Source organism: Micromonospora sp. NPDC023633 (assembly GCF_040640035.1).
Lineage (GTDB): Bacteria > Actinomycetota > Actinomycetes > Mycobacteriales > Micromonosporaceae > Micromonospora.
Map to the genome: position 1 here is coordinate 1 of NZ_JBFABB010000083.1, position 21,385 is coordinate 21,385.

The window sequence follows — 21,385 nt, forward strand, 5'->3', positions numbered from 1 at the left end:
GCGTCGCCGCCGCCGAGCTTGGCCTGCTGGCCGGCGCGGACCGCGTCGAGGGCTGCCTGTTCGGCAACGGCGAGCGCACCGGCAACGTCGACCTGGTGACGCTGGGGCTGAACCTCTTCTCCCAGGGCGTCGACCCGATGATCGACTTCTCGAACATCGACGAGGTGCGGCGCGCCGTCGAGTACTGCAACCAGCTCCCGGTGCACGAGCGCCACCCGTACGCGGGCGATCTGGTCTACACCGCCTTCTCCGGCTCCCACCAGGACGCGATCAAGAAGGGCTTCGACGCGCTCGCCAAGGACGCGGCGGCGGCCGGCGTGCCGATCGACCAGCACACCTGGGCGGTGCCCTACCTGCCGATCGACCCGAAGGACCTGGGCCGCACCTACGAGGCGGTCATCCGGGTCAACTCGCAGTCCGGCAAGGGCGGCGTCGCGTACATCATGAAGAGCGAGCACCAGCTCGACCTGCCGCGCCGGCTCCAGATCGAGTTCTCCGGCGTGGTCCAGCAGGTGACCGACCACGACGGCGGCGAGGTCGACCCGGGCACGATGTGGGAGATCTTCGCCGGGCACTACCTGCTCGACCACCAGGTCGACCCGGCGCTCACCCTGGACGGGTACGCCATCGGCACCGCCGAGGGCAAGGTCGAGATCGAGGCCCGCGTCGGCCTGGGCGGGGAGCCCCGCTCGCTGACCGCGGTCGGCAACGGCCCGATCGACGCGTACGTCAACGCGCTCCAGTCGGTGGGCGTGGCGGTACGGGTGCTCGACTACCACGAGCACGCGCTCTCCTCCGGCGGGGACGCGCAGGCCGCCGCCTACGTGGAGTGCGAGGTCGACGGTCGTACGGTCTGGGGCGTCGGCACCGACGCCAACATCGTCACCGCCTCCGTGAAGGCCGTGACGAGCGCCGTCAACCGCGCCCGCGCCTGACGGGTGGGCGGGGCCGCCTGTCGACGCGTGGGTGTCGACGGGCGGCCCCGCCTCACCTGCGGGGTGGGCGGTGGATGAGCAGGGCGGCCATCGCCGCCCCGGCCAGCAGCAGGCCGGCACACCAGAGCATCGCGCCCCGGTACGCGGCGGTCAGCGCGGCCGGCTGCGCGTAGCCGGAGCCGGAGAGCCCGACCAGCAGCGGGAGCGCGGCCACCGCCAGCAGGCCGCCGGCGCGGGACGCGGCGTTGTTGAAGCCGCTCGCCACGCCAGCGAACCGGTCGTCGACCGCGGCCAGCACGGAGGCGGTCAGCGGAGCCACCACCAGCGTCAGCCCGATCCCGAAGAGCACCACCCCGGGCAGCACGTCCCGCCAGTACGACGCGTCGGGGCCGACGCCGCGCAGTAGCACCAGCCCGGCGGCGGCCACCACCGGCCCGACGGTCAGCGGCAGCCGCGGCCCGATCCGCGCCGACAGCGCGCCGGCCCGGGCCGAGCCGACCAGCAGCAGCACCGTCATCGGCAGCAGCGCGACCCCGGTGAGCAGCGCCGACCAGCCGACCACGTTCTGCAGGTGGACGGCGAGGAAGAACGTGAAGCCGCCGAGCGCCGCGTAGACGAGCACGGTGAAGACGTTCAGCACGGAGAAGAGCCGGCTGCCGAACAGGCCGGTGGGCAGCATCGCGGCGTCCCCCCGGCGCCGCTCGACCAGCACGAAGGCCGCCGCGCTCGCCACGCCCGCCAGCGCGGCTACGAGCACCGGCACCGAGTCGAAGCCCCGGACGGGGGCGTCGATCAGCGCGTACGTGACGCCGGCCAGGGCGAGCGCGCCGAGCAGCGCGCCGGCCACGTCGAACCGGCGGCGGCGCCCCGAGGCCCCGGTGCGGGAGGCGGCCTCGTCCCGGCTCTCCGGGACCCAGCGCAGCGCCGCCAGCAGCACGAGCACGGCCAGCGGCAGGTTGAGGAAGAAGATCCACCGCCAGGAGAGCGCGTCGATCAGCCAGCCGCCGAGGAACGGGCCGAGCGCGGTGGAGACGCCGGACAGCCCCGACCACGCGCCGATCGCGCGGCCCCGGTCGTCCGGGTGGAAGCTGGCCTGGAGCACCGACAGCGAGCCGGGGGTGAGCAGCGCGCCCCCGGCGCCCTGGAGGAACCGGGCCGCGATCAGCCACCCGGTGCCCTGGGCCAGGCCGCAGAGCAGCGACGCGAGGGTGAACCAGACCACCCCGAGCAGGAAGACCCGCCGCCGCCCGAAGCGGTCGCCGAGCGCGCCGCCGAGCAGGACGAAGGCGGCGAGCATCAGCAGGTAGCCGTTGACCGTCCACTGGAGACCGGCGACGGTGGCGTCGAGGTCCGCGCCGAGACGGGGCAGCGCCACGTTGACCACGGTGGTGTCCAGGAAGACCATGCCGGAGGCGAGGACGGCCGCGAGCAGGGTGCCCCGCCCGCGGGCGGTGCCCAGCCGGAGCGCGGGGGCGGTTTCGGTCATGGGGTCCAATCTGCCTCGCACGATATGAGAGACGCCACGAATCGCCGAAACCAGGCCCGGGTACTGTGCGGGATCGCCGGGAGCCCGCAAGCTGGAGAGGTGTCGTCTGTGCGTACCAGATCAGGACCGCGCGCCGCGGTGACGGCCGCGCTCGCCGCGGCGCTGGCGCTCGGCGCGGCCGGTTGTGCCGCCGTCGACGAGCCGGACACCCCGCCGAGCAGCGGTGGTGGCGGCAACGCCGCGCAGAAGCTGACCCAGCTCACCGTGGCCACGGCCGGGTCGATGAAGGGCTACAGCCGGGAGCGTTTCCCGCACTGGCGGGACACCGGCAAGAACTGCGACGTACGCGACAGCGTGCTGAAGCGCGACGGGGAGGACATCCGGCTCTCCGGCTGCAACGTGGTCGGCGGCCGGTGGGAGAGCGTGTACGACGACCGCGCCCTCACCGACCCCTCCGACGTGGACATCGACCACATGGTGCCGCTGGCGAACGCGTGGCGGTCGGGCGCCGACGAGTGGGACGACGCGAAGCGCGGCGAGTTCGCCAACGACCTGGACCGGCCGCAGCTCATCGCGGTTTCCGCGTCCTCCAACCGGGCAAAGGGTGACCAGGACCCGTCCCAGTGGAAGCCGGCGAACCGGTCGTTCTGGTGCCAGTACGCCGAGAACTGGGTGACGGTCAAGCACCACTGGCGGCTCACGGTGACCACTGCCGAGAAGGCCGCCCTGACCGACATGCTGGAGGGCTGCACATGGGCGAGCAAGCCGTGACCGGAGCCGGGGCGACGCCCGCCCCGGAGCAGACGCCGGACGCCACCGGGGAGGACGCGGCGGCGGCCACCGGCAGCGCGCCGGCCGGGCCGACCACGGCCGGCATGACGGCGGACGGCGCGGCCGGCGCGACGACCGGGGTGCCGGGGGCCGGCATGGCCGCCGACGCCGAGGGCACGTCGACCGCCGCGCAGGAGCGTACGGCCGACATCGTGCCCGGCCCGGGCGGGGTGATGACCGACGAGGTCGGTGTGGTCACCGGCGAGCTGACCCTGCGCACCGGGTACGCCGACGGTCAGGTCACGCTGACGGTGCAGTACAAGGACGCCGACGAGTGGTACACGGTCACCGGCGGCCGGGTCGCGCTGGCCGACCCGGCCGGGCTGGACGCGGTGCACGGCGTCGCGGTCGCGCTGCTGCACCGCCCCGAGGGCTGACCACACCGCCCGACGCCCGGACGCGGCCCCCGTCGAGGGCCGCGTCCGCGACGCGGATCAGACGTACGAGCCGGGCTCGTTGGGGGCGGAGACGGTGTGCGGCTCCTCGCCCTCGCCGACCGGGCGGGTGAGCTGCACGCTGACCTTGTGCGGGCGGAGTTCCCCGCTGGCGATCCGCTCGGCGAAGTGGCAGGCGACCCGGCTGCCCCCGACGTCCCGCAGCGCGGGCCGCTCGTCCGCGCAGCGGGTCGGCTGCGCCCACGGGCAGCGGGTGTGGAACCGGCAGCCCGCCGGCGGGTTGGCGGGCGAGGGCAGGTCGCCGGCGAGCAGGATGCGCTCCCGGCGGTCCTCCACGTCCGGGTCCGGCACGGGCACCGCCGACATCAGGGCCCGCGTGTACGGGTGCATCGGCTCCGTGTAGAGCCGGTCGCTCGGCGCCTCCTCGACCAGCGCGCCCAGGTACATCACGCCGACGGTGTCGGAGATGTGCCGGACCACCGCGAGGTCGTGCGCGATCACCAGGTAGGTCAGACCGAGGGTGTCCTGGAGGTCGTCGAGGAGGTTCACCACCTGGGCCTGGATCGACACGTCGAGCGCGGAGACCGGCTCGTCGGCGACGATCAGGTCGGGCCCGAGCACCAGCGCCCGGGCGATACCGATGCGCTGCCGCTGGCCGCCGGAGAACTCGTGCGGGTAGCGGGAGAGCGCCCAGCGGGGCAGGCCGACCTTGTCCAGGGTCTCGCCGATGACCCGTCGCCGCTCGTCCCGGTTGCCGCCGATGCCGTGGGCCTGCAGACCCTCGGTGAGGATCGACTCGACGTTCTGCCGGGGGTCCAGGCTCGACATCGGGTCCTGGAAGATCATCTGCATCCGGCGGCGCATCGACCGCAGCCTGCCCGACGGCAGCTTCGTCAGCTCGACGCCGTCGAACCGGACCTCGCCGCTGGTGGGCGGGGTGAGCTGGAGCAGCGCCCGACCCAGCGTCGACTTGCCGCAGCCGGACTCGCCGACCAGGCCGTACGTCTTGCCGCGCGGGATGCTCAGGTCGACCCCGTCGACGGCCTTCACGTGGCCGACCGTCCGGTCGAGGATCACCCCCCGCCGGATCGGGAAGTGCACCTTCAGGTCGCGGACCTCGACGAGGATGTCGCTCTCGGTCACGGCTTCTCCTCCTCGCGCGGTGCGGGCACCGGGCCCGCGGTCGCCTCCGCGGCCGGGGCGGTGGCGGCCGGCGCCGCGGCCGGGGCGGTGCTGGTGGCGACCGGCCGGGGCAGGGTGCCAGGCACCGGCGCCGGGTTGACGCAGCGGTAACTGCGGCCGTCGTGGGCGAGCACCAGCGCGGGCGGCTCCCCGACGCACTCGTCGACCCGCCGCGTGCAGCGCGGCGCGAAGGCGCAGCCGTCCGGCCAGGGCAGCAGGTCGCGGACCGAGCCGGGAATCGGGTTCAGCCGCTCGCCGCGCCCGGCGTCCAGGCGCGGCACCGAGCCGAGCAGCCCCACGGTGTACGGGTGCCGGGGCTCGCGGAACAGCGGGCGACGGCGGGCCGTCTCCACCACCCGGCCGCCGTAGAGCACGTTGATGGTGTCGCACATGCCGGCGACCACGCCCAGGTCGTGCGTGATCATCACCAGGGCGGTGCCGGACTCCCGGACCAGCTCCTTGAGCAGCTCCAGGATCTGCGCCTGGATGGTGACGTCCAGCGCCGTGGTCGGCTCGTCGGCGATCAGCAGCCGGGGCTTGCAGGCCACCGCCATCGCGATCAGGGCGCGCTGCCGCATGCCGCCCGAGAGCTGGTGCGGGTACTCCTTCAGCCGCCGCTTCGGGTCGGGGATGCCGACCCGGTCCAGCAGGGCCGCCGCCTCCTTCTCGGCCGCCGCGCCCTTCATCCCCCGGTGCCGCGTGAGCACCTCGGTGACCTGCAATCCGATCGGGATCACCGGGTTCAGCGAGGAGAGCGGGTCCTGGAAGATCATCGCGACGTCCCGGCCGCGGATGTCCCGCCGGGACCGGTCGTCGAGCTGGAGCAGGTCCGTGCCGTCGAAGACCGCCTTGCCGCCGACGCGCAGGCCCGGCTGCTTGGGCAGCAGACCCATGATCGCCAGCGAGGTGACGCTCTTGCCGCAGCCGGACTCGCCGACCAGGCCGACCACCTCGCCCGCGTCGACGGAGAAGGAGACCCCGTCGACGGCGTGCACGGTGCGCTGACCGCGCCGGGCGAAGGTGACGGAGAGATCTTCGACATCAAGCAGAGCCATGTCGGGCCCGCCTTTCGTTCGCGACTGCGGGGCTCGCAAGCTCACTCCTCGCGCTCACCGGCCCTACTTCCGCAGCTTCGGGTCGAGTGCCTCGCGCATCGCCTCGCCGAGCAGGGTGAAGCCCAGCGCGGTGACGATGATGGCGAGGGCGGGCAGGATCGCCAGCCGGGGCGCGGAGTCGAGGTACTGCTGCGCGTCGGCGAGCATCACACCCCACTCGGGGATGGAGGCGTCGTTGTTGCCGAGGCCGAGGAAGGAGAGCGCCGCGGCCTCGATGATCGCGGTGGCCAGGGTGAGGGTGGCCTGCACGATGACCGGGGCGAGCGAGTTCGGCACCACGTGGGTCAGCGCGATCTTCGGCTTCTTCACGCCCAGCGAGACGGCGGCCAGGACGTAGTCGCTGTTCGCCTGGGAGATCATCGAGCCGCGCAGCAGCCGGGCGAAGACCGGCACCGACACCACGCCGACCGCGATCATGACCGTGGTCAGACCGGCGCCGAGCAGGGCGGCGATGCTGATCGCCAGCAGCAGGCTCGGCATGGCCAGCAGCATGTCGACGAAACGCATCAGCACGTTGTCGACCGCCCGGCCCCACCGGCCACCGAGGCCGGCGGCGGCACCGGCGATCCCGCCGATCAGCGAGCCGACGGCGAGGCCGATCAGGGTGGAGACCACGCCGACCAGCAGGGTCTGCCGGGCGCCGACGACCATGCGGCTGAACTCGTCGCGACCGATGTGGTCGACGCCGAACCAGTTCTCCGCCCGGAAGCCGGGGAAGTCGCCGAGGCGGATCTCGCCCTTCCAGAGCTGGGCGTCCGGGGGGTGCGGGACGAAGAACGGCCCGAGGACGGCGACCAGCAGGAACAGGCTCAGGATCACCGCGCCGACGATCGCCGCCGGGTTGCGCCGCAGCCGGCGGAACGCCTCCTTCCAGAGGCTGACGCCGCGTTCGTCCTCCCGGGCCGCCAGCTCGGAGAGCCGGTCGATCTTTTCCTTCTTCTTGCCGCTGGTGATCGTCATCGGACCCTCACCCTCGGGTCGATCAGGCTGTAGGAGAGGTCGACCAGGAGATTCACCAGCACGTACACCACCGCGATGATCAGGATGAAGCCCATCAGCACCGGATAGTCACGCTGGCTGATCGCCTCGTAGATGAAGGCTCCGATGCCGCTGAAGGCGAAGACGGTCTCGGTCAGCACCGCGCCGGAGAGCAGGCCACCGGTGAGCAGGCCGATCGAGGTGACCACCGGCAGCATGGAGTTGCGCAGCACGTGCCGGCGCCGGACCGTGCTCTCGGTCAGGCCCTTCGCCTCGGCGGTGCGCACGAAGTCCTCGTTGAGCACCTCCAGCACGCTGGCGCGGGTGATCCGGACGATGATCGCCAGGGGGATGCTGGCCAGCGCGACGGCCGGCAGCACCAGGTGCCAGAGCGCGTCGGCGGCGGCGTCCCACTCCCGGGTCATGATCCCGTCGAGGACGAAGAAGTTGGTGATCCGCGTCGCCCCGAGCGTCGGGTCCTGCCGGCCGCTCGCCGGGAACCAGCCGAGGTTCTCCGCGAAGATCGCCTTGAGCACGTACGCGAGGAAGAAGACGGGGATGCAGATGCCGATCAGGGAGCCGCCGACCGAGAGGTGGTCGAGCATCCGGCCGCGGCGCCGGGCCGCCAGGTAGCCCAGCGGGATGCCGACGCCGATCGCGATCAGCATCGCGGTGATGGAGAGCTCCACCGTGCCGGGGAAGCGTTCGACGAACTCGGTGACGACGGTGCGCTTGGTGGAGGTCGACGTGCCCAGGTCGAGGCGGATCAGCCGCCGCACGAACCGGCCGTACTGCACCAGGATCGGCTCGTCGAGGCCCATGTTGCGCCGGATCGCGGCGCGCATCTCGGGCGTCCCGCGCTCACCGAGGATGGCGGTCTCGGGACCGCCGGGCAGTCGGCGGAGCCAGATGAACAGCAGGAGGGAGAGCCCGAACAGCGTGGGTATCAGCTGGAGCAGGCGTCTGACGATGAACCGGAACACGGCGGCCTCGTAAGGGGTACGGAGGGTCGCGGGCGGGCGCTGCCGAAACAGCGCCCGCCCGCGGTCGGAGCGTCAGATCAGGACTTGAACTCGGCGGTGGAGAAGCGCTCGTCGGTGAGCGGGCTCGCCTTGACCCCGGTCACGTCCTTGCCGAACACGATCGCCGGCGGCGAGTGCGACACCGGGACACCGGGCAGGAAGTCCATGATGGCCTTGTTCAGGGCCTTGTACTTCTCGGTCCGGGCCGCCACGTCGGCGGTGCTGTCCGCGTCCTTGAACTGGTCGAACAGGGCCTTGTTGGTGAAGCCCCACTCGGCCTTCGTCCGGTCGAACATGGTGCCGATGAAGTTGTAGCCGTCGCCGTAGTCACCGGTCCAGCCGAGGAAGTGCAGGTCGTGCTTGTTGCCCGAGGTGGTGGCGTTCAGGTAGTCCGGGCTCCACTTGAGCGGGATGGCCTGGACGTTGATGCCGACCGCCTTGAGGTCCGCCGAGAGCAGCTCGAAGATGTCCTTCGGGTTCGGCATGTACGGCCGGGTGACCTCGGTCGGGTAGTGGAACCGCAGGGTCAGGTTCGTCGCGCCGGCCTCGGCCAGCAGCGCCTTCGCCTTCGCCGGGTCGTAGTTGTACTTGGCGACGTCGCCGTTCCAGCCCTCGACGGTGTCCGGCATGAAGTTCTCGGCGACCTTGGCGCCCGGGGGCAGCTTCGAGTCGACCAGAGCCTGCCGGTTCAGCGCGTGCGCGATGGCCTGACGGACCTTCACGTCTGCGAGCTTCGGGTTCCCCTTCTGGTTGATGGCCAGGTAGAGGATGTTGAACGCCGGACGGGTCAGGACGTTGAAGCCCTCGCCCTTCAGCGGCTCGACGTCGGCCGGGCCGACCAGGTCGTAGCCCTGGATGTCGCCGGAGCGCAGCGCCTGCTTGCGCGCGTTCTCGTCCGAGATCGTCTTGTAGATGAGGGTCTTCAGCTTGGCCTTGGTGCCGGCGTAGTCCTCGTTGCGCTCGATGGTGAGCGTCTTGTTGGCGACGTCCCAGGACTTGAACTTGAACGGTCCGGTGCCGGTCGGGTGCGCCGTGGCGTAGGCCGGGTACTTGATGTCCTCGGCGGTGCCGCCCACGTTGCTGGCGTCGTACTTTTCCAGCGCGGTCGGGCTGTGCATGGAGAACGACGGCAGCATCAGCGCGGCCGGGATCTTGCTGGAGACCCGGGTGAAGGCCAGGTCGACAGTCGTGGCGTCCTTGGCGGTGCAGGACTTGAAGAGGCTCGGCGGCAGGTCCGCGCTCTCGTTCTTGGCGAAGCCGCCCATGACGTCCTGCCAGTACGGGGTCACGTCCGGGCTCTGCATGAGGCCCTTGGCGTTGTACCAGCGGTCGAAGTTCTTGCAGACCGCCTCGGCGTTGAATTCGGTGCCGTCGTGGAACTTCACGCCGGAGCGCAGCTTGAACGTCCACGTGGTGCCGGCGGCGTCCGGGGTCCAGGACTCGGCCAGACCGGGGGTGACCTTGGTGCCACCCTCCTCCGGACGGACCAGCGTCTCGAAGACCTGACGCGCCACGCGCAGCGACTCACCGTCGCTGGCGAAGCTCGGGTCGAGCACCTTCGGGTCTCCGGCTACGCCGAAGACGAGGGTGTCCTTCTTGCTACCGCCGGAACTGTCATCGCGGTCGCTCTCGGCGCAGCCTGCTACCGCGAGGGCCGCGACCGCGACGGCCGCGAGGGCGACCTTCGGCCTGGATGCACGCATGGGTGCTTCACCTCGTCCTTGGGGTTACGGACAATCGTGGTGACAGGGGTCACCGATCGCCGTGACCTTAGCCGTCGTTCGGACCGGCGGGAAACCATCGAGGAACCGGTTGGTACCGGATCGTGTCTTAATCGATGCGCCCCGCCTCGAAGGCTGTTCCGGACCGCCGACAAAGGGGCGTTATGCCCGGGTTGACCGATGCCGATTTGTTACATCGATCGTCACCAGCATCATCCGCATGTCAGAACCCACAGTGGACAAGCGGGCGCCCGTACGACGTCGGCCGGCACCGGGATCCGGTGCCGGCCAACGCGGGCACTCAGACGGCGCGACGGCCCTCGAAGGCGCGGCCGAGCGTGATCTCGTCGGCGTACTCCAGGTCGCCGCCGACCGGCAGGCCGCTCGCCAACCGGGTCACCGCGATGCCCATCGGCTTGACCATCAGCGCCAGGTAGGTCGCGGTCGCCTCGCCCTCGGTGTTCGGGTCCGTGGCCAGGATCAGCTCCCGCACCGTGCCGGCGCTGAGCCGGGCCATCAGCTCGCGGATGCGCAGATTGTCCGGCCCGATCCCCTCCAGCGGGTTGATCGCCCCGCCGAGCACGTGGTAGCGGCCCCGGAACTCACCGGTCCGCTCGATCGCGACCACGTCCTTCGGCTCCTCGACCACGCAGAGCACCTCGTCGGTGCGGCGCGGGTCGCGGCAGATCCGGCACTGGTCGGACTCGGCCACGTTGTAGCAACTGGTGCAGAACCGCACCAGCTCCTTGACCTTGCGCAACGCCCCGGCCAGCCGGTTGACGTCGGCCGGGTCGGCGGACAGGACGTGGAAGGCGATCCGCTGGGCGCTCTTCGGGCCCACGCCCGGCAGCCGCCCCAACTCGTCGATCAGGTCCTGGATGGCGCCCTCGTACATCTGCCGCTCAGAAACCGGGCAGGCCGAGGCCGCCCATGCCGCCGGTGACCGGGCCCATCTTCTTCTCGGTCAGCTCCCGCGCCGCCTCGGCGGCGTTGTGCATGGCCGCGACGACGAGGTCCTCCAGGGTCTCCACGTCCTCCGGGTCGACCGCCTTTGGATCGATCTTGATCGACTTCAGCTCGCCGGTGCCGGCGACGGTCGCGGTGACCAGGCCACCGCCGGCGGTGCCGGTCAGCTCCGCCTCGGCGAGCTCGGCCTGCGCCTTGGCGATCTGCTGCTGCATCTTCTGCGCCTGCTTCAGCATCTGCTGCATGTTCGGCTGTCCACCTGGGCGCACGGATGGCTCCTTCTCGCACTCGTCTGCTCGGCCGCCGCTCAGCCTATCCGCTGTGAGCGGACTCGCCCCGCCCGGTGCTTTGCTCCCGCCGGGTCCGGGCGCACGATCACGGGACCGACCGGACGGAGGTGGCGGATGTCCCGGGAACAGGCCGCGGCCCACCCCGATCGACCCGGGCGGAACGACTTCCAGCTCCGCGCCCGGCTCGGCACCGGCCCGGAACGCCTGCTGGCGGAGGCACACCCCCACGGCCTACCCGCCTGGCCCGCCTGACCGCCCCTGCCCGGCCGTCCGCGGCGCACCCCCGTGGAGATCTTGGTGCGGAAGTGCCCCCGGAGGGGCCGTTTCCTACCAAGATCCGCCGTAGCGGGTCAGCGGGCGTCCACCTCGTCGATCTTCTCGGCGCCGAACGCCTCGCGGAGCAGCCGTACCGCCTGTTCCTCGCTGGACTCCCGCGCGGTCTGCTCGTCGATGACCTCGTCCAGCGGCTCGTCGCCCGGGTCGAAGCCCACGAAGTTCGGGGCCGCCGGCCGGGCGCCGCCGGGGCGTCCCCCGCCGCCGCGCACCGGGCCGTCGAAGTCCGGGTCGTACGGCGGCTCGCCGGCCCATTCGGCGTCCGCGGTCTTCCGGGCCGGCTGGCCGGTACGCGGACCGCGTCCCGCCGCAGCCGCCCGCGCCGCCGCGATCGCGCTGCTCACCGGCGGGCCGGCGGGGCCGGCCTGCTGCGGAGCCGTCGAGGAGCCGGCCGGCTTCGGTACGGCGGGCGCGGCGGTCGCCGACGCCGTGCCGGCGCTCGCCGGCCGGGTGCTCGACGCCGCACTCGGCAGGCCGGTCGCCGTCGGCGAACCCGCTGCCGTGCCGCTGGTCGACGTGACGGCCGACGTGCCGCCCGGCCGAGCCGGTTCCGGCCAGTCGTCGCCGCCCCCGGCCACGCCACCCGGGCGGGCCGGTTCCGGCCAGTCCTCGCCGCCCCCGGCCACGCCACCCGGGCGGGCCGGCTCGGGCCAGTCCTCGGCCGCGTCGGCAGCACCGCCGGTCCCCGACGCACCAGCACCGGAGGTGGGGGTCGCCCCGCCCTGGCGGGCAGCGGCACCATCCGCGCCGCTCGCGCCACCAGGCCCGCCGGCCGCACCACTGAGGCCATTCGGACCGGCGAGGCCATTCGAGCCGCTCGGACCACTCGGGCCGCTCGGGCCACTCACGCCGCCCGGGCCGCTCGGGCCACCGGAAATCCCGCCGCCCGCGCCGCCGCCGGACGGGCCGGCGCCGCTTCGGTCCTGGTGGGTGGGAGCTGGCGACGGCGGGGATGCCGGGCGGGCCGGTGCGGCGGGACGGGACGGGCCACCGAGTGACGCGCCACCCCGCTCGCCGGCCACCTCGCAGCGGATCTGCCAGCGGGCGCCGAACTCCTCGTACAGCACCTCGGCCAACACCGACGTGTGGTTGCCCATCATCTGTGCGAGCACCGGCGACTTGACGGTCAGCACCAGGGTGTCGCCGTCCACGTCGCGGACCACCGCGTCGCGCATCAGCGCGGCGCCCGCCTTCTTGATCCGGTTGACCTTCGCGACGATGTCCGGCCAGACCCGACGCACCGCGACGGCGTCCAGGGTGCCCGCCGCGGCCGCGCCGGGGCGTGGCGGCGCCGGGGTGGCCGGGTCGGGCATCACCGCCGAGGGCGGCACCTGACTGCGGGCGGGAGCATCAGCGGGCGGGCCACCGGCGGGCGCACCCACCGGTTCCGCGGCACCCGGGACTGCCTCCACCGCGCGGGAACCGGCGGCGGCCAGAGCGGCGGCACGGGCCGCCGCAGCGCCGGACGTGGCGCCGGCAGCCGCCGGCGGGCCGGCGGGCCCGGGGTCAGCCACGGTCGTGGCGGGGGCGGGCTCGGGGCGTACGGCAGGAGGGGAGGCGACCGGCGCGGGGCCGGCGGCGGCCGGCGGCGCGTCGGTGCCGGCGAGGGTGAGCCGGCGCTCCATGCGTTCGAGGCGCTGGAGCAGGCCGCCGGTGCTGTCGTCGGCGCCGGGCAGCAGCATCCGGGCGCAGATCAGCTCCAGCAGCAGCCGGGGCGCGGTGGTGCCGCGCATCTCCACCAGGCCGTTGTGCACGATGTCGGCGCAGCGGGACAGCGTCGCCGGGCCGAGCCGCTGGGCCTGGGCGGCCATCCGCTCGATCTGGTCGGCCGGGCCGTCGATCAGGCCCTTGGCGGCGGCGTCCGGCACCTGCTGGAGCACGATCAGGTCGCGCAGCCGCTCCAGCAGGTCGGAGGCGAACCGGCGCGCGTCGTGCCCGGCCTCGGCGACCCGGTCGACGGTCGCGTACGCCGTCGCGCCGTCCCCGGCGGCCAGCGCGTCGCACATCTCGTCGATCAGGGCGGCGTCGGTCACGCCGAGCAGGGCGGCGGCCCGGGAGTAGGTGACCCCCTCCGGCCCGGCCCCGGCGATGAGCTGGTCGAGCACGGAGAGGCTGTCCCGGGCGCTGCCGCCGCCGGCGCGCACCACCAGCGGGAAGACCGCCGGCTCGACGGCGACGCCCTCGGCCTCGCAGAGCTGCTCCAGGTAGGGCCGGAGCACCTTCGGCGGGATTAGCCGGAACGGGTAGTGGTGGGTCCGCGACTTGATCGTGCCGAGGACCTTCTCCGGCTCGGTGGTCGCGAAGATGAACTTGACGTACTCCGGCGGCTCCTCGACCAGCTTCAGCAGGGCGTTGAAGCCGGCCGACGAGACCATGTGCGCCTCGTCGATGACGTAGATCTTGAAGCGGCTCTTGGCCGGCGCGAAGATCGCCTTCTCGCGCAGCTCGCGGGCGTCGTCGACGCCGCCGTGGCTGGCCGCGTCGATCTCCAGCACGTCGATCGAGCCGCCGTCGGTGGCCAGCTCGCGGCACGACTCGCACTGCCCGCACGGCTCCGGGGTGGGGCCCTGCTCACAGTTGAGCGAGCGGGCCAGGATCCGGGCGCTGGAGGTCTTGCCGCAGCCGCGTGGGCCGGAGAAGAGGTAGGCGTGGTTGAGCCGCCCGCTGCGCAGCGCCTGCGACAGCGGTTCGGTGACGTGCTCCTGCCCGATGACCTCGGCGAAGGTGCGTGGCCGGTACTTGCGGTAGAGCGCCAGTGCCACTCGTCCCGCCTCCTCTCGACCGAGCCATTCTGCGCCGGTCGGGCGCGGGTGACCACCCACCACCCCGTGACCTGACCCGCAGGGACGTTACCGGGACCCGGAGACAGAAAGGCCTCCCGTGCACCCGGCAGAGCCCGCTTATCCTTGCTGCCTTCCGGCCCTGGGGAGGTTCACGAGATACCGCCGCACGGGAGGTACCGCCAACCCTACCCGACGCCGCGTCGATCTTCAGGGGGTGGTGGGGTGGCCCACCCGCCGGAGACCTGTATCCTCGTCTGCGGAGGATTCGCCTAGAGGCCTAGGGCGCACGCTTGGAAAGCGTGTTGGGTTAACACCCTCACGAGTTCGAATCTCGTATCCTCCGCTCGCTTGAGCAGGAAGAACGACAGGGCCGGCCCTCACGGGGACCGGCCCTGAGTCGTCTCTACGCCCGCCCTTCCCGGTTCCTCCCTGCCCTGTTCCCGCTCATCGCCCGGGACGGCGGCGTCGACCTCCCCGACCTCGGCTCCCCACGCCGGGACCAGGCCGCGCGGCTACGCCGACGACGCGGCGGACGACATCGGCACTTTCGTGCCCCGGCACCGCCTGCCGCTGGTTGCGCCGCCGCCACGCCGGGCCCCGGCGACCGTGCCCGCTGCGGAGGTGAGCGCCGCCGATGAAGCGGCTGGTCACGGCGTGATCCCTGCCGCACGTCGATCAACTGGCCCGGCCCGCGTCCTACGCTGACAGCCGCATCCGGCAGCGAGACGACCGGGCGGCGGCGACCTGCGGGCGACGACCGGCCCGGGGAGAGCGCAGACACGAGTGAACGCAATGCTGACGGTCGCCGAGGGGCTGGCCGTGCTCGCCGCCGGGGTCGCGGCGGGCGCCATCAACGCGGTGGTGGGCTCGGGCACCCTGGTGACCTTCCCGGTCCTGCTCTCCCTCGGCTACCCGCCCGTGGTGGCGAACGTGTCCAACACCGTCGGGCTGGTGCCGGGGTCGTTCTCCGCGGCGTACGCCTATCGCAGGGAGCTGGCCGGGCACGGCGGCCTGCTGGCCCGCCTGGGCGTCGCCGCCGTGCTCGGCGGGGTGACCGGCGGCGTACTGCTGCTGCTCCTGCCGCCCGGCGCGTTCCGGGCCATCGTGCCGGCGCTGATCGTCCTGGCGTTGGTGCTCGTGGTGGTGCAGCCGCGACTGGCGCGGGCGTTGGCCCGCCGGCGGCCGGTCGCGGACGACGCGGGCGCGTCGTCGGCCGGCGGTCGGGCGGTACGGCGTGCCGGGCCGCTGCTGCTGCTCGGCGTCTTCGGCACCGGGGTGTACGGCGGCTACTTCGGCGCCGCCCAGGGAGTGCTGCTGCTGGGGCTGCTCGGGGTGCTCCTCTCCACCGACCTGCGCTGGGTCAACGGGGTGAAGAACGTGCTCGCCGGCCTGGTGAACGGGGTCGCGGCGGTCCTGTTCGTCGCCGTGGGCACGGTGGCGTGGCAGCCGGCGCTGCTGATCGCGGCGGGTTCCGTGGCGGGCGGCCTGATCGGCGGCCGGTGGGGACGCCGGCTCCCGCCGGTGGCGCTGCGCGCCACGATCGTGGTCGTCGGGCTCGCCGCCCTGGTCAACCTGCTGCTCTGACCACCGGTCCGGGCACAGCTCGCACCCGACGATCCGGGCGGCAAGGCGACGGGTGGCGGGGCACGACGGGTGGTCATCCGCGCGGGCGGGCCCAGGAGAGGAAGCGCTCGGCGAGCTGGGCGGGGCTCGCGCCGGGGTCGAGCGCGGCGAGCTGTGCGGCGGCCTCGGCCTGGAGGGGCCATTCGTGATGCGGACCCGACGGCGGAGGCGCGCTCGGCGCGGGGCGCGGGTGGAACACCACGGGTGTCTCCCGGCGTGGGATGCACCCGTGGTGTTCCACTCGTCCCCGCCCGCCACCACCGGCGCTCGCCGCCCGGACGACGGGTGACCTCCGTGGGCCCGAACGACTCGGGATCACCCCTGCGGAACCACCGCGGCCTCCTTCGCCGCGAGGATCTCGACGTGGTGCGGGTTGTACATGACGCCCAGCAGGTTGCCGAACGGGTCGACCACGGTGGCGGTCACGAAGCCGTGGCCACGGTCCTGCGGCGGCTCGTGCGCGGTGGCGCCCAGGGCGAGCAGCCGAGCGAACATGCCGTGCACGTCGTCGACGTGCCAGTACAGGACGACGCCGCCGGGCCCGGACGCCGTGCCCGGCGGGCGGTAGCGGCTGTCGATCAGGCCGAGCTCGTCCTGGTGGTCGCCGAGGCGCCATTCCGCGTAGCCGTCGCGCAGGAAGTACGGCGCGAAGCCGATCAGTTCGGTGTACCAGCCCTTGGCCGCCTGCCAGTCCGCCGCCCAGTAGCTGACGTTGGCCATGCCGCGCAGTCTCGGTGTCTCTGTCATGACCTCACGCTAGGACGGGTTGAGGAACATCAGCTTCCTCAACCTCGGGCAGGATCGGGAGATGCTGGAAACCTCGGTACGGCTCCTGCGGCTCCTCTCTCTCCTCCAGCAACGGCGCGACTGGCCCGGCGCCGAACTGGCGGCCCGGCTGGGGGTGACCGCCCGGACCGTCCGCAACGACGTCGACCGGCTCCGGCAGCTCGGCTATCAGGTGGATTCCACCACCGGCCCGGGCGGCGGCTACCGCCTCGGCGCCGGCAGGGCGCTGCCGCCGCTGCTGCTCGACGACGACGAGGCGGTGGCGGTCGCGGTGGGGCTGCGCGCTGCCGCGGCGGGCTCGGTCACCGGCATCGAGGACGTGTCGCTGCGGGCGCTGACCAAGCTCGAACGGACCCTGCCGGCGCGGCTGCGCCCGCGCGTCGACGCCCTGCGCACCACGACGGTCTCGGCGGCCGGTGGCGGGCCGACCGTCGACGCCGACACGCTGACCATCGTCGCGGCGGCAGCACACCGGCACGAACGGCTGCGGTTCGAGTACGCGGGCCACGACGGGCGCGGCAGCGTGCGCGACGTCGAGCCGCACACCCTCGTCTACACCGGCCGCCGCTGGTACCTGCTGGCCTGGGACACCGACCGGCGGGACTGGCGCACCTTCCGGGCCGACCGGCTGCGTCCGCTGCCGCCGACCGGGCCACGGTTCGTGCCGCGCGAGCCGCCGGGCGGCGACGCCGCGGCGCACGTGCTGCGCGGCGTCCGGTCGGCGGTCTGGGCGTACCAGGCGCGCATCCGTTTCCAGGCGCCGGCCGCCGTGGTGGCCGAGCGGAGCAACCCCACCTCCGGCGAGATCGTCCCGCTCGACGAGGCGACGTGCGAGCTGGTCACCGGCACCGACTCGCTGCACGACCTGGCCACGTACCTGAGCAAGTTCGACGTCCCGTTCACGGTCCTGGCTCCCCCCGAACTCCGCGACCTCCTCCGCACCCTCGCGACCCGCTACCTCGCCGCGATTGCCGACTGACCCTCGTCGAAAGCCGCGTCGCGCCCGAAACGGGGACCGAAGCGCAAGATCGCGGGACGGTGCCGGCGGGGGACGATTCGGTACGGTGCGAGGGCGGCGGAGCCGGATCCGTCGTACACATGTTCCATCCACAGGCTGTGGACGGCGGAGGGCTCTGATGGGTTACCAGCTCAGCGCGGTCGTCGCGGACGCCGACCTGCTCCGCGAGCGGACCGTCGACCTCGACCACGCGGTCCTCGGCGAGCTGCGTCAGGACTTCGCGCTGCTGCCGGTCACCCCGCAGCTGGTCGAGGAGCTGACCGGAGCGCTGCCCGACTTCTCCGTGGCGGAGCGGTCGCCGGAGGAGCCGTTCCACCTGACGCTCTCGCCGGCCCTCGCCGAGGTGCTCGCGCGCTGGTCGCGGTCGGGCCCGGTGGCGTACCTGGAGGCGGAGTTCGCCAGCGGCGCCGGCTACCAGTCGGCGGTGGTGTGGCTCGGCGGCGAGGTGAGCTGGGGGCCGGGGTTCGACCGCTTCTTTGACGGGCCGCGCGCCCAGTGGCCGCTCAACGCGGCACTCGCCCGGCTCGGGGTGGAGCCCGGCGTGTGGATCGACCCGTTCGCCGAGCTGGGCCTGCATGTCGAGCGGAGCACCGCCGGGTGGCTGGCGCACGGGCGCCGGCGACTGAGCGCCGACTACTGGGACGAGCTGGCCGAGGAGTGGGAAAGCCGGCAATCTGCGGGCGGGCAGCAACCTGAACGGCCCGGTCCCGTTGGGGACTGGGGGATTCCATGAAATTGCGACAATTTGCCTTTATCTCGACGCTGCTGACGGCTGCCTGGGTTTCGGGCAGCGGCGCGCACCCGCCGTCGCCCGGGCTGGACGGCCGGCCCGTCGGGGCTGTCGAGGTGGTCGACCTCAACGGCCTGCGCGACATCGAGTTCGGCGACACCGAGGACGAGCTGACCCGGCGGGGCATCCTGCGCTCCGACGTGGACGCCTGCGGCCCGGCGCTCGCCGGGTACGACACCACCAGCCCCATCTTCGTCGACGACCGGTTGGTGCTGCTCTGGCTCGGCGAGGCGACGCGCACCCCGCAGGGAATCACCGCCGGCACGCCGGTCGAGGAGGTCCGCAGCCGCCACCCGTCCGCCCGGGAGCTGGACGCTCCACAGGGGACGTACCGGCTCGACGGGCTGCTCGCCCGGCAGGGCGACCGCGCCTACCTCTTCCTGCACGACGGGCGGGCGGTGAAGAAGATCATCGCCGGGTACGCCGACTGGGCCCAGCGCCTCTTCCACGAGGGTCACAGCCCCTGCTGAAGACGCCCGGGAAGACGATTGCCCACTGATCGACGGGCGTGAAAGCATTGTCGCGCCGCGCAGGTCGCGCGCCACTTCACGGGGGAATCATCATGCGAACATCCCTGTCACCGTGCCCGAAGACCCGGCCCACCCGACGCCATGCACTGCTGGCCCTGGCGGCGACGGTCGCCACCGTGGCCGCGACCGTCCTCGCCGGTCCCGGCGTGGCGTCGGCCGCGCCCGTTCCGGGCCCGACCACGGCCGCGCCGGCCACCTCCACGTCGACTCCAAGCCCGCCCACCGCCGCGCCGGCGGCGGCGAGCCCGGCCCCTGCGCCGGCCGCCGACGAGACGCCCACCCCGCCGAGGGCCCCGGCCCCGGAGGCGCCGGCGGCGGGCGAGACCCCACGTCCGGCGAAGACCGGAGCGCGGGCCACCGGAACCGGCTGCGGCGGCGAGCTGACCTTCGGTGAGGTGGAGACCTGCCCGGCGATCGTCGACGAGCAGGAGAACGTCTGGACGGTCCGCTCCACGGTGGACTCGGACATCCTGATCGGCAGGCTGTCCCAGGTCTCCGGGGACGGCGTCGGCGCCCGGATCACCGACCCGAACGGCACCTACGTCTGCTACCTGTCCAGCTACGCCAGCGACTGCCAGCTCGGTGCCGCCGGCACCTACACGATCACCGTCTCGCTCCACCACGGCTCCGGTAGCGGCAGCTACACGCTGTCGGTCGAGTCGAAGCGGACGCCGTCGGAGTGCGACACGCTCCCGGCGAACTTCTTCTCCTTCGCCTCGGCGGGCCGCACGGGCACCCTGGCGGCCGGCGTCGCCGCCATCTGCTTCAAGTTCACCCAGCCCGTCGGCACGGTGCTGCACCTCGCGGAACCGGGGAACGCCGGCGACGTGCAGGGATATATCCTCGACGGGCAGTACCAGTCCATGGGGTGCCCGGTACGCGACACCACCCAGTGCACGCTGAGCCAGCCGGGGCCGTACCAGCTGTTCCTCCAGTCGGGCTACGGGACCGAGGCCAGCTACACGCTCAGGATGCCCCGGATCTCGAACGCGGTCGGCTGCCCGGCGATCCCGCTGGCCGGCTTCGGTGACCCGGGTGCCGCCGTCAGCTCCGCCACGGTCGCGTGGGACGGGGTGACCTGCCACGCGCTGACGACCACCACCGCCGGCGCCGTCACCGTCCGGTTCAGCCGCTACCAGGACCAGCACCTGACCTGGACGATGTACGACACCGCGGGCCAGCGGATCTGCGACGAGTACACGAACTCCCGGCACTGCCCCCTGCCCGGCGCGGGTTCCTACACCCTGCTGGTGCACAACCACCACACCATGAGCGAGGCGATCACCTACCAGGTGGCGGTGGCGGCGCTGCACCACGACGCCGGGTGCGCCGGGGCCACCGGGACGACCTGGGACCAGCCGGCCCTCCTGGTGCACCAGACCTCGGGCGTGCAGACCAACTGCCAGCCGTTCCAGGGCGAGGCGGGTGACCGGGTCATGGCGTACGGGGCGCCGACCGCGTACAACGACCTGTCGATGTGGCTGGTCGACCAGGCGGGCACCCCGCTGTGCACGGAGTGGTCGGAGGAGGACGGCTGCGTGCTGCCCGCCACGGGCACGTACCGCCTCGTGAGTTACCTCGCCAACTGGGAGAGCGACAGCACGGACCTGACGTACCGGCTCCAGGTCCGCCGACTGTCGGCGGCCGTGGGCTGCCCGACGGTCAACCCCGGCAGCTACGGCGCGGCGCCCGCCGGCGCCCTCGGCGGCATCCGCTGCCGGACGCTGGACGTCCCGGCGGCGGGCGCCTACCTCGTCAGGGCGGTCTACGCGGACAACCACCCCGAGTACGCCCAGGTGTACGACGCCGCCGGGCTGCGGGTCTGCCGGGACGTCCACTGCCAGTTCGACGCGCCCGGCCGCTACACGATGGTGCTGCTTGGCAACATCACGACCAAGGTGATCGACAACGACGTCGAGTACGCCGTCGCCCTGCTACCCAAGGCTCCCGCCGGCTGCCTCCCCGTCTCCGACGCCCACGGACAGGCCCCGCACCAGGGCACGTTCGCCGCCGCCGGGGAGTACGACTGCCTGCAACTGCCCAGCCCGGCCGGCTCCCGCGTGGTGCGCCTCCAAGCGGGCGACGCGACCGGCGCGGCCAACCCGGAGATCACGGTCGTGGACGCCACGGGCGCGTACGTCTGCGACATCTACAGCCTGCGTCAGTACAGCTGTGAGCTGACCGGCACCGCACCGTTCTCCGCCGTGCTCAACGCACCCAGCGGCAGCCCGACCGGCCCGTACGCCGTGGGCTTCGCGCGGGTCGACGGCCCGCCGGCCTGCCCGGTGCTGCCCCGGGACGCCACGGGCGCCACCGTGACCACGGCAGCCGGCTCGTTCGCGGCCTGCTTCGCCGTCCCCGCCGACCAGCACGCGGCCCGGGAGAGCTTCACCTGGACCCGGACCTCCGGCACGGGTGACGCCCGACTGTCGGTCTTCGACGCCGCCGGCGTCCGGTACTGCGGCCCGAGCGGCTACTCGGTCGAGCGCACGATCACCTGTACCCTGCCGGCCGGCCCGGTCACGGTGCTCCTGGAGGCGGACGGGGTCGACGCCACGTACCGGCTCACCCACCGCGACGCCGCCACGCCGGCCACCTGAT

General features: G+C 73.0%; 20 protein-coding genes, 1 tRNA gene and 1 other RNA gene. 10 read left to right on the forward strand and 12 right to left on the reverse strand.

Annotated features, from left to right (window positions below; genetic code table 11):
- A partial coding sequence (locus AB0G13_RS23390) for an alpha-isopropylmalate synthase regulatory domain-containing protein (protein WP_357877804.1) occupies positions 1–935 on the forward strand: 935 nt, incomplete at its 5' end.
- A 52-nt stretch (positions 936–987) separates the two neighbouring features.
- On the opposite strand, the gene AB0G13_RS23395 is transcribed toward AB0G13_RS23390, so the two are convergent.
- Positions 988–2,421: an MFS transporter gene (locus tag AB0G13_RS23395; RefSeq protein ID WP_357877807.1), complete on the reverse strand. Its 1,434-nt coding sequence runs from the start codon at positions 2,419–2,421 to the stop codon at positions 988–990.
- Positions 2,422–2,529: 108 nt separating this feature from the next.
- Here AB0G13_RS23395 and AB0G13_RS23400 point away from each other — a divergent pair, with 108 nt between their 5' ends.
- Both AB0G13_RS23400 and AB0G13_RS23405 read left to right on the forward strand, forming a co-directional pair.
- Positions 2,530–3,192, forward strand: coding sequence for an HNH endonuclease family protein (locus tag AB0G13_RS23400; RefSeq protein WP_357877810.1), 663 nt, complete (start codon positions 2,530–2,532; stop codon positions 3,190–3,192).
- A complete protein-coding gene (locus AB0G13_RS23405; protein WP_357877813.1) occupies positions 3,174–3,629 on the forward strand; it encodes a hypothetical protein in 456 nt (151 codons plus the stop codon). Before AB0G13_RS23400 ends, AB0G13_RS23405 begins: the two co-directional genes overlap by 19 nt.
- Before the next feature lie 57 nt (positions 3,630–3,686).
- Here AB0G13_RS23405 and AB0G13_RS23410 read toward each other — a convergent pair whose 3' ends face one another.
- The 7 genes from AB0G13_RS23410 to AB0G13_RS23440 form a co-directional block, all read right to left on the reverse strand.
- Positions 3,687–4,790: an oligopeptide/dipeptide ABC transporter ATP-binding protein gene (locus tag AB0G13_RS23410; RefSeq protein ID WP_357877816.1), complete on the reverse strand. Its 1,104-nt coding sequence runs from the start codon at positions 4,788–4,790 to the stop codon at positions 3,687–3,689.
- Positions 4,787–5,884 carry an ABC transporter ATP-binding protein gene (locus AB0G13_RS23415; RefSeq protein ID WP_357877819.1) on the reverse strand — a complete coding sequence of 366 codons (1,098 nt, stop codon included), beginning with the start codon at positions 5,882–5,884 and terminating at the stop codon, positions 4,787–4,789. Before AB0G13_RS23415 ends, AB0G13_RS23410 begins: the two co-directional genes overlap by 4 nt.
- A 63-nt stretch (positions 5,885–5,947) precedes the next feature.
- Positions 5,948–6,904, reverse strand: coding sequence for an ABC transporter permease (locus tag AB0G13_RS23420; RefSeq protein ID WP_357877822.1), 957 nt, complete (start codon positions 6,902–6,904; stop codon positions 5,948–5,950).
- Positions 6,901–7,905: an ABC transporter permease gene (locus AB0G13_RS23425; RefSeq protein WP_357877825.1), complete on the reverse strand. Its 1,005-nt coding sequence runs from the start codon at positions 7,903–7,905 to the stop codon at positions 6,901–6,903. Before AB0G13_RS23425 ends, AB0G13_RS23420 begins: the two co-directional genes overlap by 4 nt.
- 77 nt (positions 7,906–7,982) lie before the next feature.
- A complete protein-coding gene (locus tag AB0G13_RS23430; RefSeq protein WP_357877828.1) occupies positions 7,983–9,647 on the reverse strand; it encodes an ABC transporter substrate-binding protein in 1,665 nt (554 codons plus the stop codon).
- 319 nt (positions 9,648–9,966) lie between these two features.
- Complete coding sequence (gene recR / locus AB0G13_RS23435) at positions 9,967–10,560, reverse strand: recombination mediator RecR (RefSeq protein WP_357877831.1); 594 nt, start codon at positions 10,558–10,560, stop codon at positions 9,967–9,969.
- A gap of 7 nt (positions 10,561–10,567) precedes the next feature.
- The gene (locus AB0G13_RS23440; RefSeq protein ID WP_233600326.1) at positions 10,568–10,876 is read right to left on the reverse strand and encodes a YbaB/EbfC family nucleoid-associated protein; all 309 of its coding nucleotides are present in this window, start codon (positions 10,874–10,876) and stop codon (positions 10,568–10,570) included.
- Positions 10,877–11,035: 159 nt separating this feature from the next.
- Here AB0G13_RS23440 and AB0G13_RS23445 point away from each other — a divergent pair, with 159 nt between their 5' ends.
- On the forward strand, positions 11,036–11,173 hold the full coding sequence (locus AB0G13_RS23445; RefSeq protein WP_357877834.1) for a hypothetical protein: 138 nt from the start codon (positions 11,036–11,038) through the stop codon (positions 11,171–11,173).
- Between the two features lie 98 nt (positions 11,174–11,271).
- Here the strand turns inward: AB0G13_RS23445 and AB0G13_RS23450 are convergent, their stop codons facing one another.
- Together AB0G13_RS23450 and ffs are read right to left on the reverse strand one after the other, a co-directional pair.
- Positions 11,272–14,016, reverse strand: a complete 2,745-nt coding sequence (locus AB0G13_RS23450; RefSeq protein WP_357877837.1) for a DNA polymerase III subunit gamma and tau — start codon at positions 14,014–14,016, stop codon at positions 11,272–11,274.
- A gap of 107 nt (positions 14,017–14,123) precedes the next feature.
- Positions 14,124–14,213: signal recognition particle sRNA small type (ffs, locus tag AB0G13_RS23455), an RNA gene on the reverse strand.
- Between the two features lie 82 nt (positions 14,214–14,295).
- Here ffs and AB0G13_RS23460 point away from each other — a divergent pair.
- Positions 14,296–14,380 (forward strand) — tRNA-Ser (locus AB0G13_RS23460).
- Between the two features lie 449 nt (positions 14,381–14,829).
- Positions 14,830–15,621, forward strand: a complete 792-nt coding sequence (locus AB0G13_RS23465; RefSeq protein WP_357877882.1) for a sulfite exporter TauE/SafE family protein — start codon at positions 14,830–14,832, stop codon at positions 15,619–15,621.
- Between the two features lie 73 nt (positions 15,622–15,694).
- Here AB0G13_RS23465 and AB0G13_RS23470 read toward each other — a convergent pair whose 3' ends face one another.
- Both AB0G13_RS23470 and AB0G13_RS23475 read right to left on the reverse strand, forming a co-directional pair.
- Positions 15,695–15,862, reverse strand: a complete 168-nt coding sequence (locus tag AB0G13_RS23470; protein ID WP_357877840.1) for a hypothetical protein — start codon at positions 15,860–15,862, stop codon at positions 15,695–15,697.
- Between the two features lie 113 nt (positions 15,863–15,975).
- The gene (locus AB0G13_RS23475) at positions 15,976–16,407 is read right to left on the reverse strand and encodes a VOC family protein (protein ID WP_357877843.1); all 432 of its coding nucleotides are present in this window, start codon (positions 16,405–16,407) and stop codon (positions 15,976–15,978) included.
- A gap of 61 nt (positions 16,408–16,468) precedes the next feature.
- Here AB0G13_RS23475 and AB0G13_RS23480 point away from each other — a divergent pair, with 61 nt between their 5' ends.
- The 4 genes from AB0G13_RS23480 (at position 16,469) to AB0G13_RS23495 (ending at position 21,384) form a co-directional block, all read left to right on the forward strand.
- Positions 16,469–17,425 carry a YafY family protein gene (locus AB0G13_RS23480; protein ID WP_357877885.1) on the forward strand — a complete coding sequence of 319 codons (957 nt, stop codon included), beginning with the start codon at positions 16,469–16,471 and terminating at the stop codon, positions 17,423–17,425.
- Positions 17,426–17,582: 157 nt separating this feature from the next.
- Positions 17,583–18,197, forward strand: coding sequence for a hypothetical protein (locus AB0G13_RS23485; RefSeq protein ID WP_357877846.1), 615 nt, complete (start codon positions 17,583–17,585; stop codon positions 18,195–18,197).
- Between the two features lie 32 nt (positions 18,198–18,229).
- Positions 18,230–18,724, forward strand: a complete 495-nt coding sequence (locus tag AB0G13_RS23490; RefSeq protein ID WP_357877888.1) for a hypothetical protein — start codon at positions 18,230–18,232, stop codon at positions 18,722–18,724.
- A gap of 92 nt (positions 18,725–18,816) precedes the next feature.
- Positions 18,817–21,384: a hypothetical protein gene (locus AB0G13_RS23495; protein ID WP_357877849.1), complete on the forward strand. Its 2,568-nt coding sequence runs from the start codon at positions 18,817–18,819 to the stop codon at positions 21,382–21,384.
- The last annotated feature ends 1 nt before the right edge of the window (position 21,385 follow it).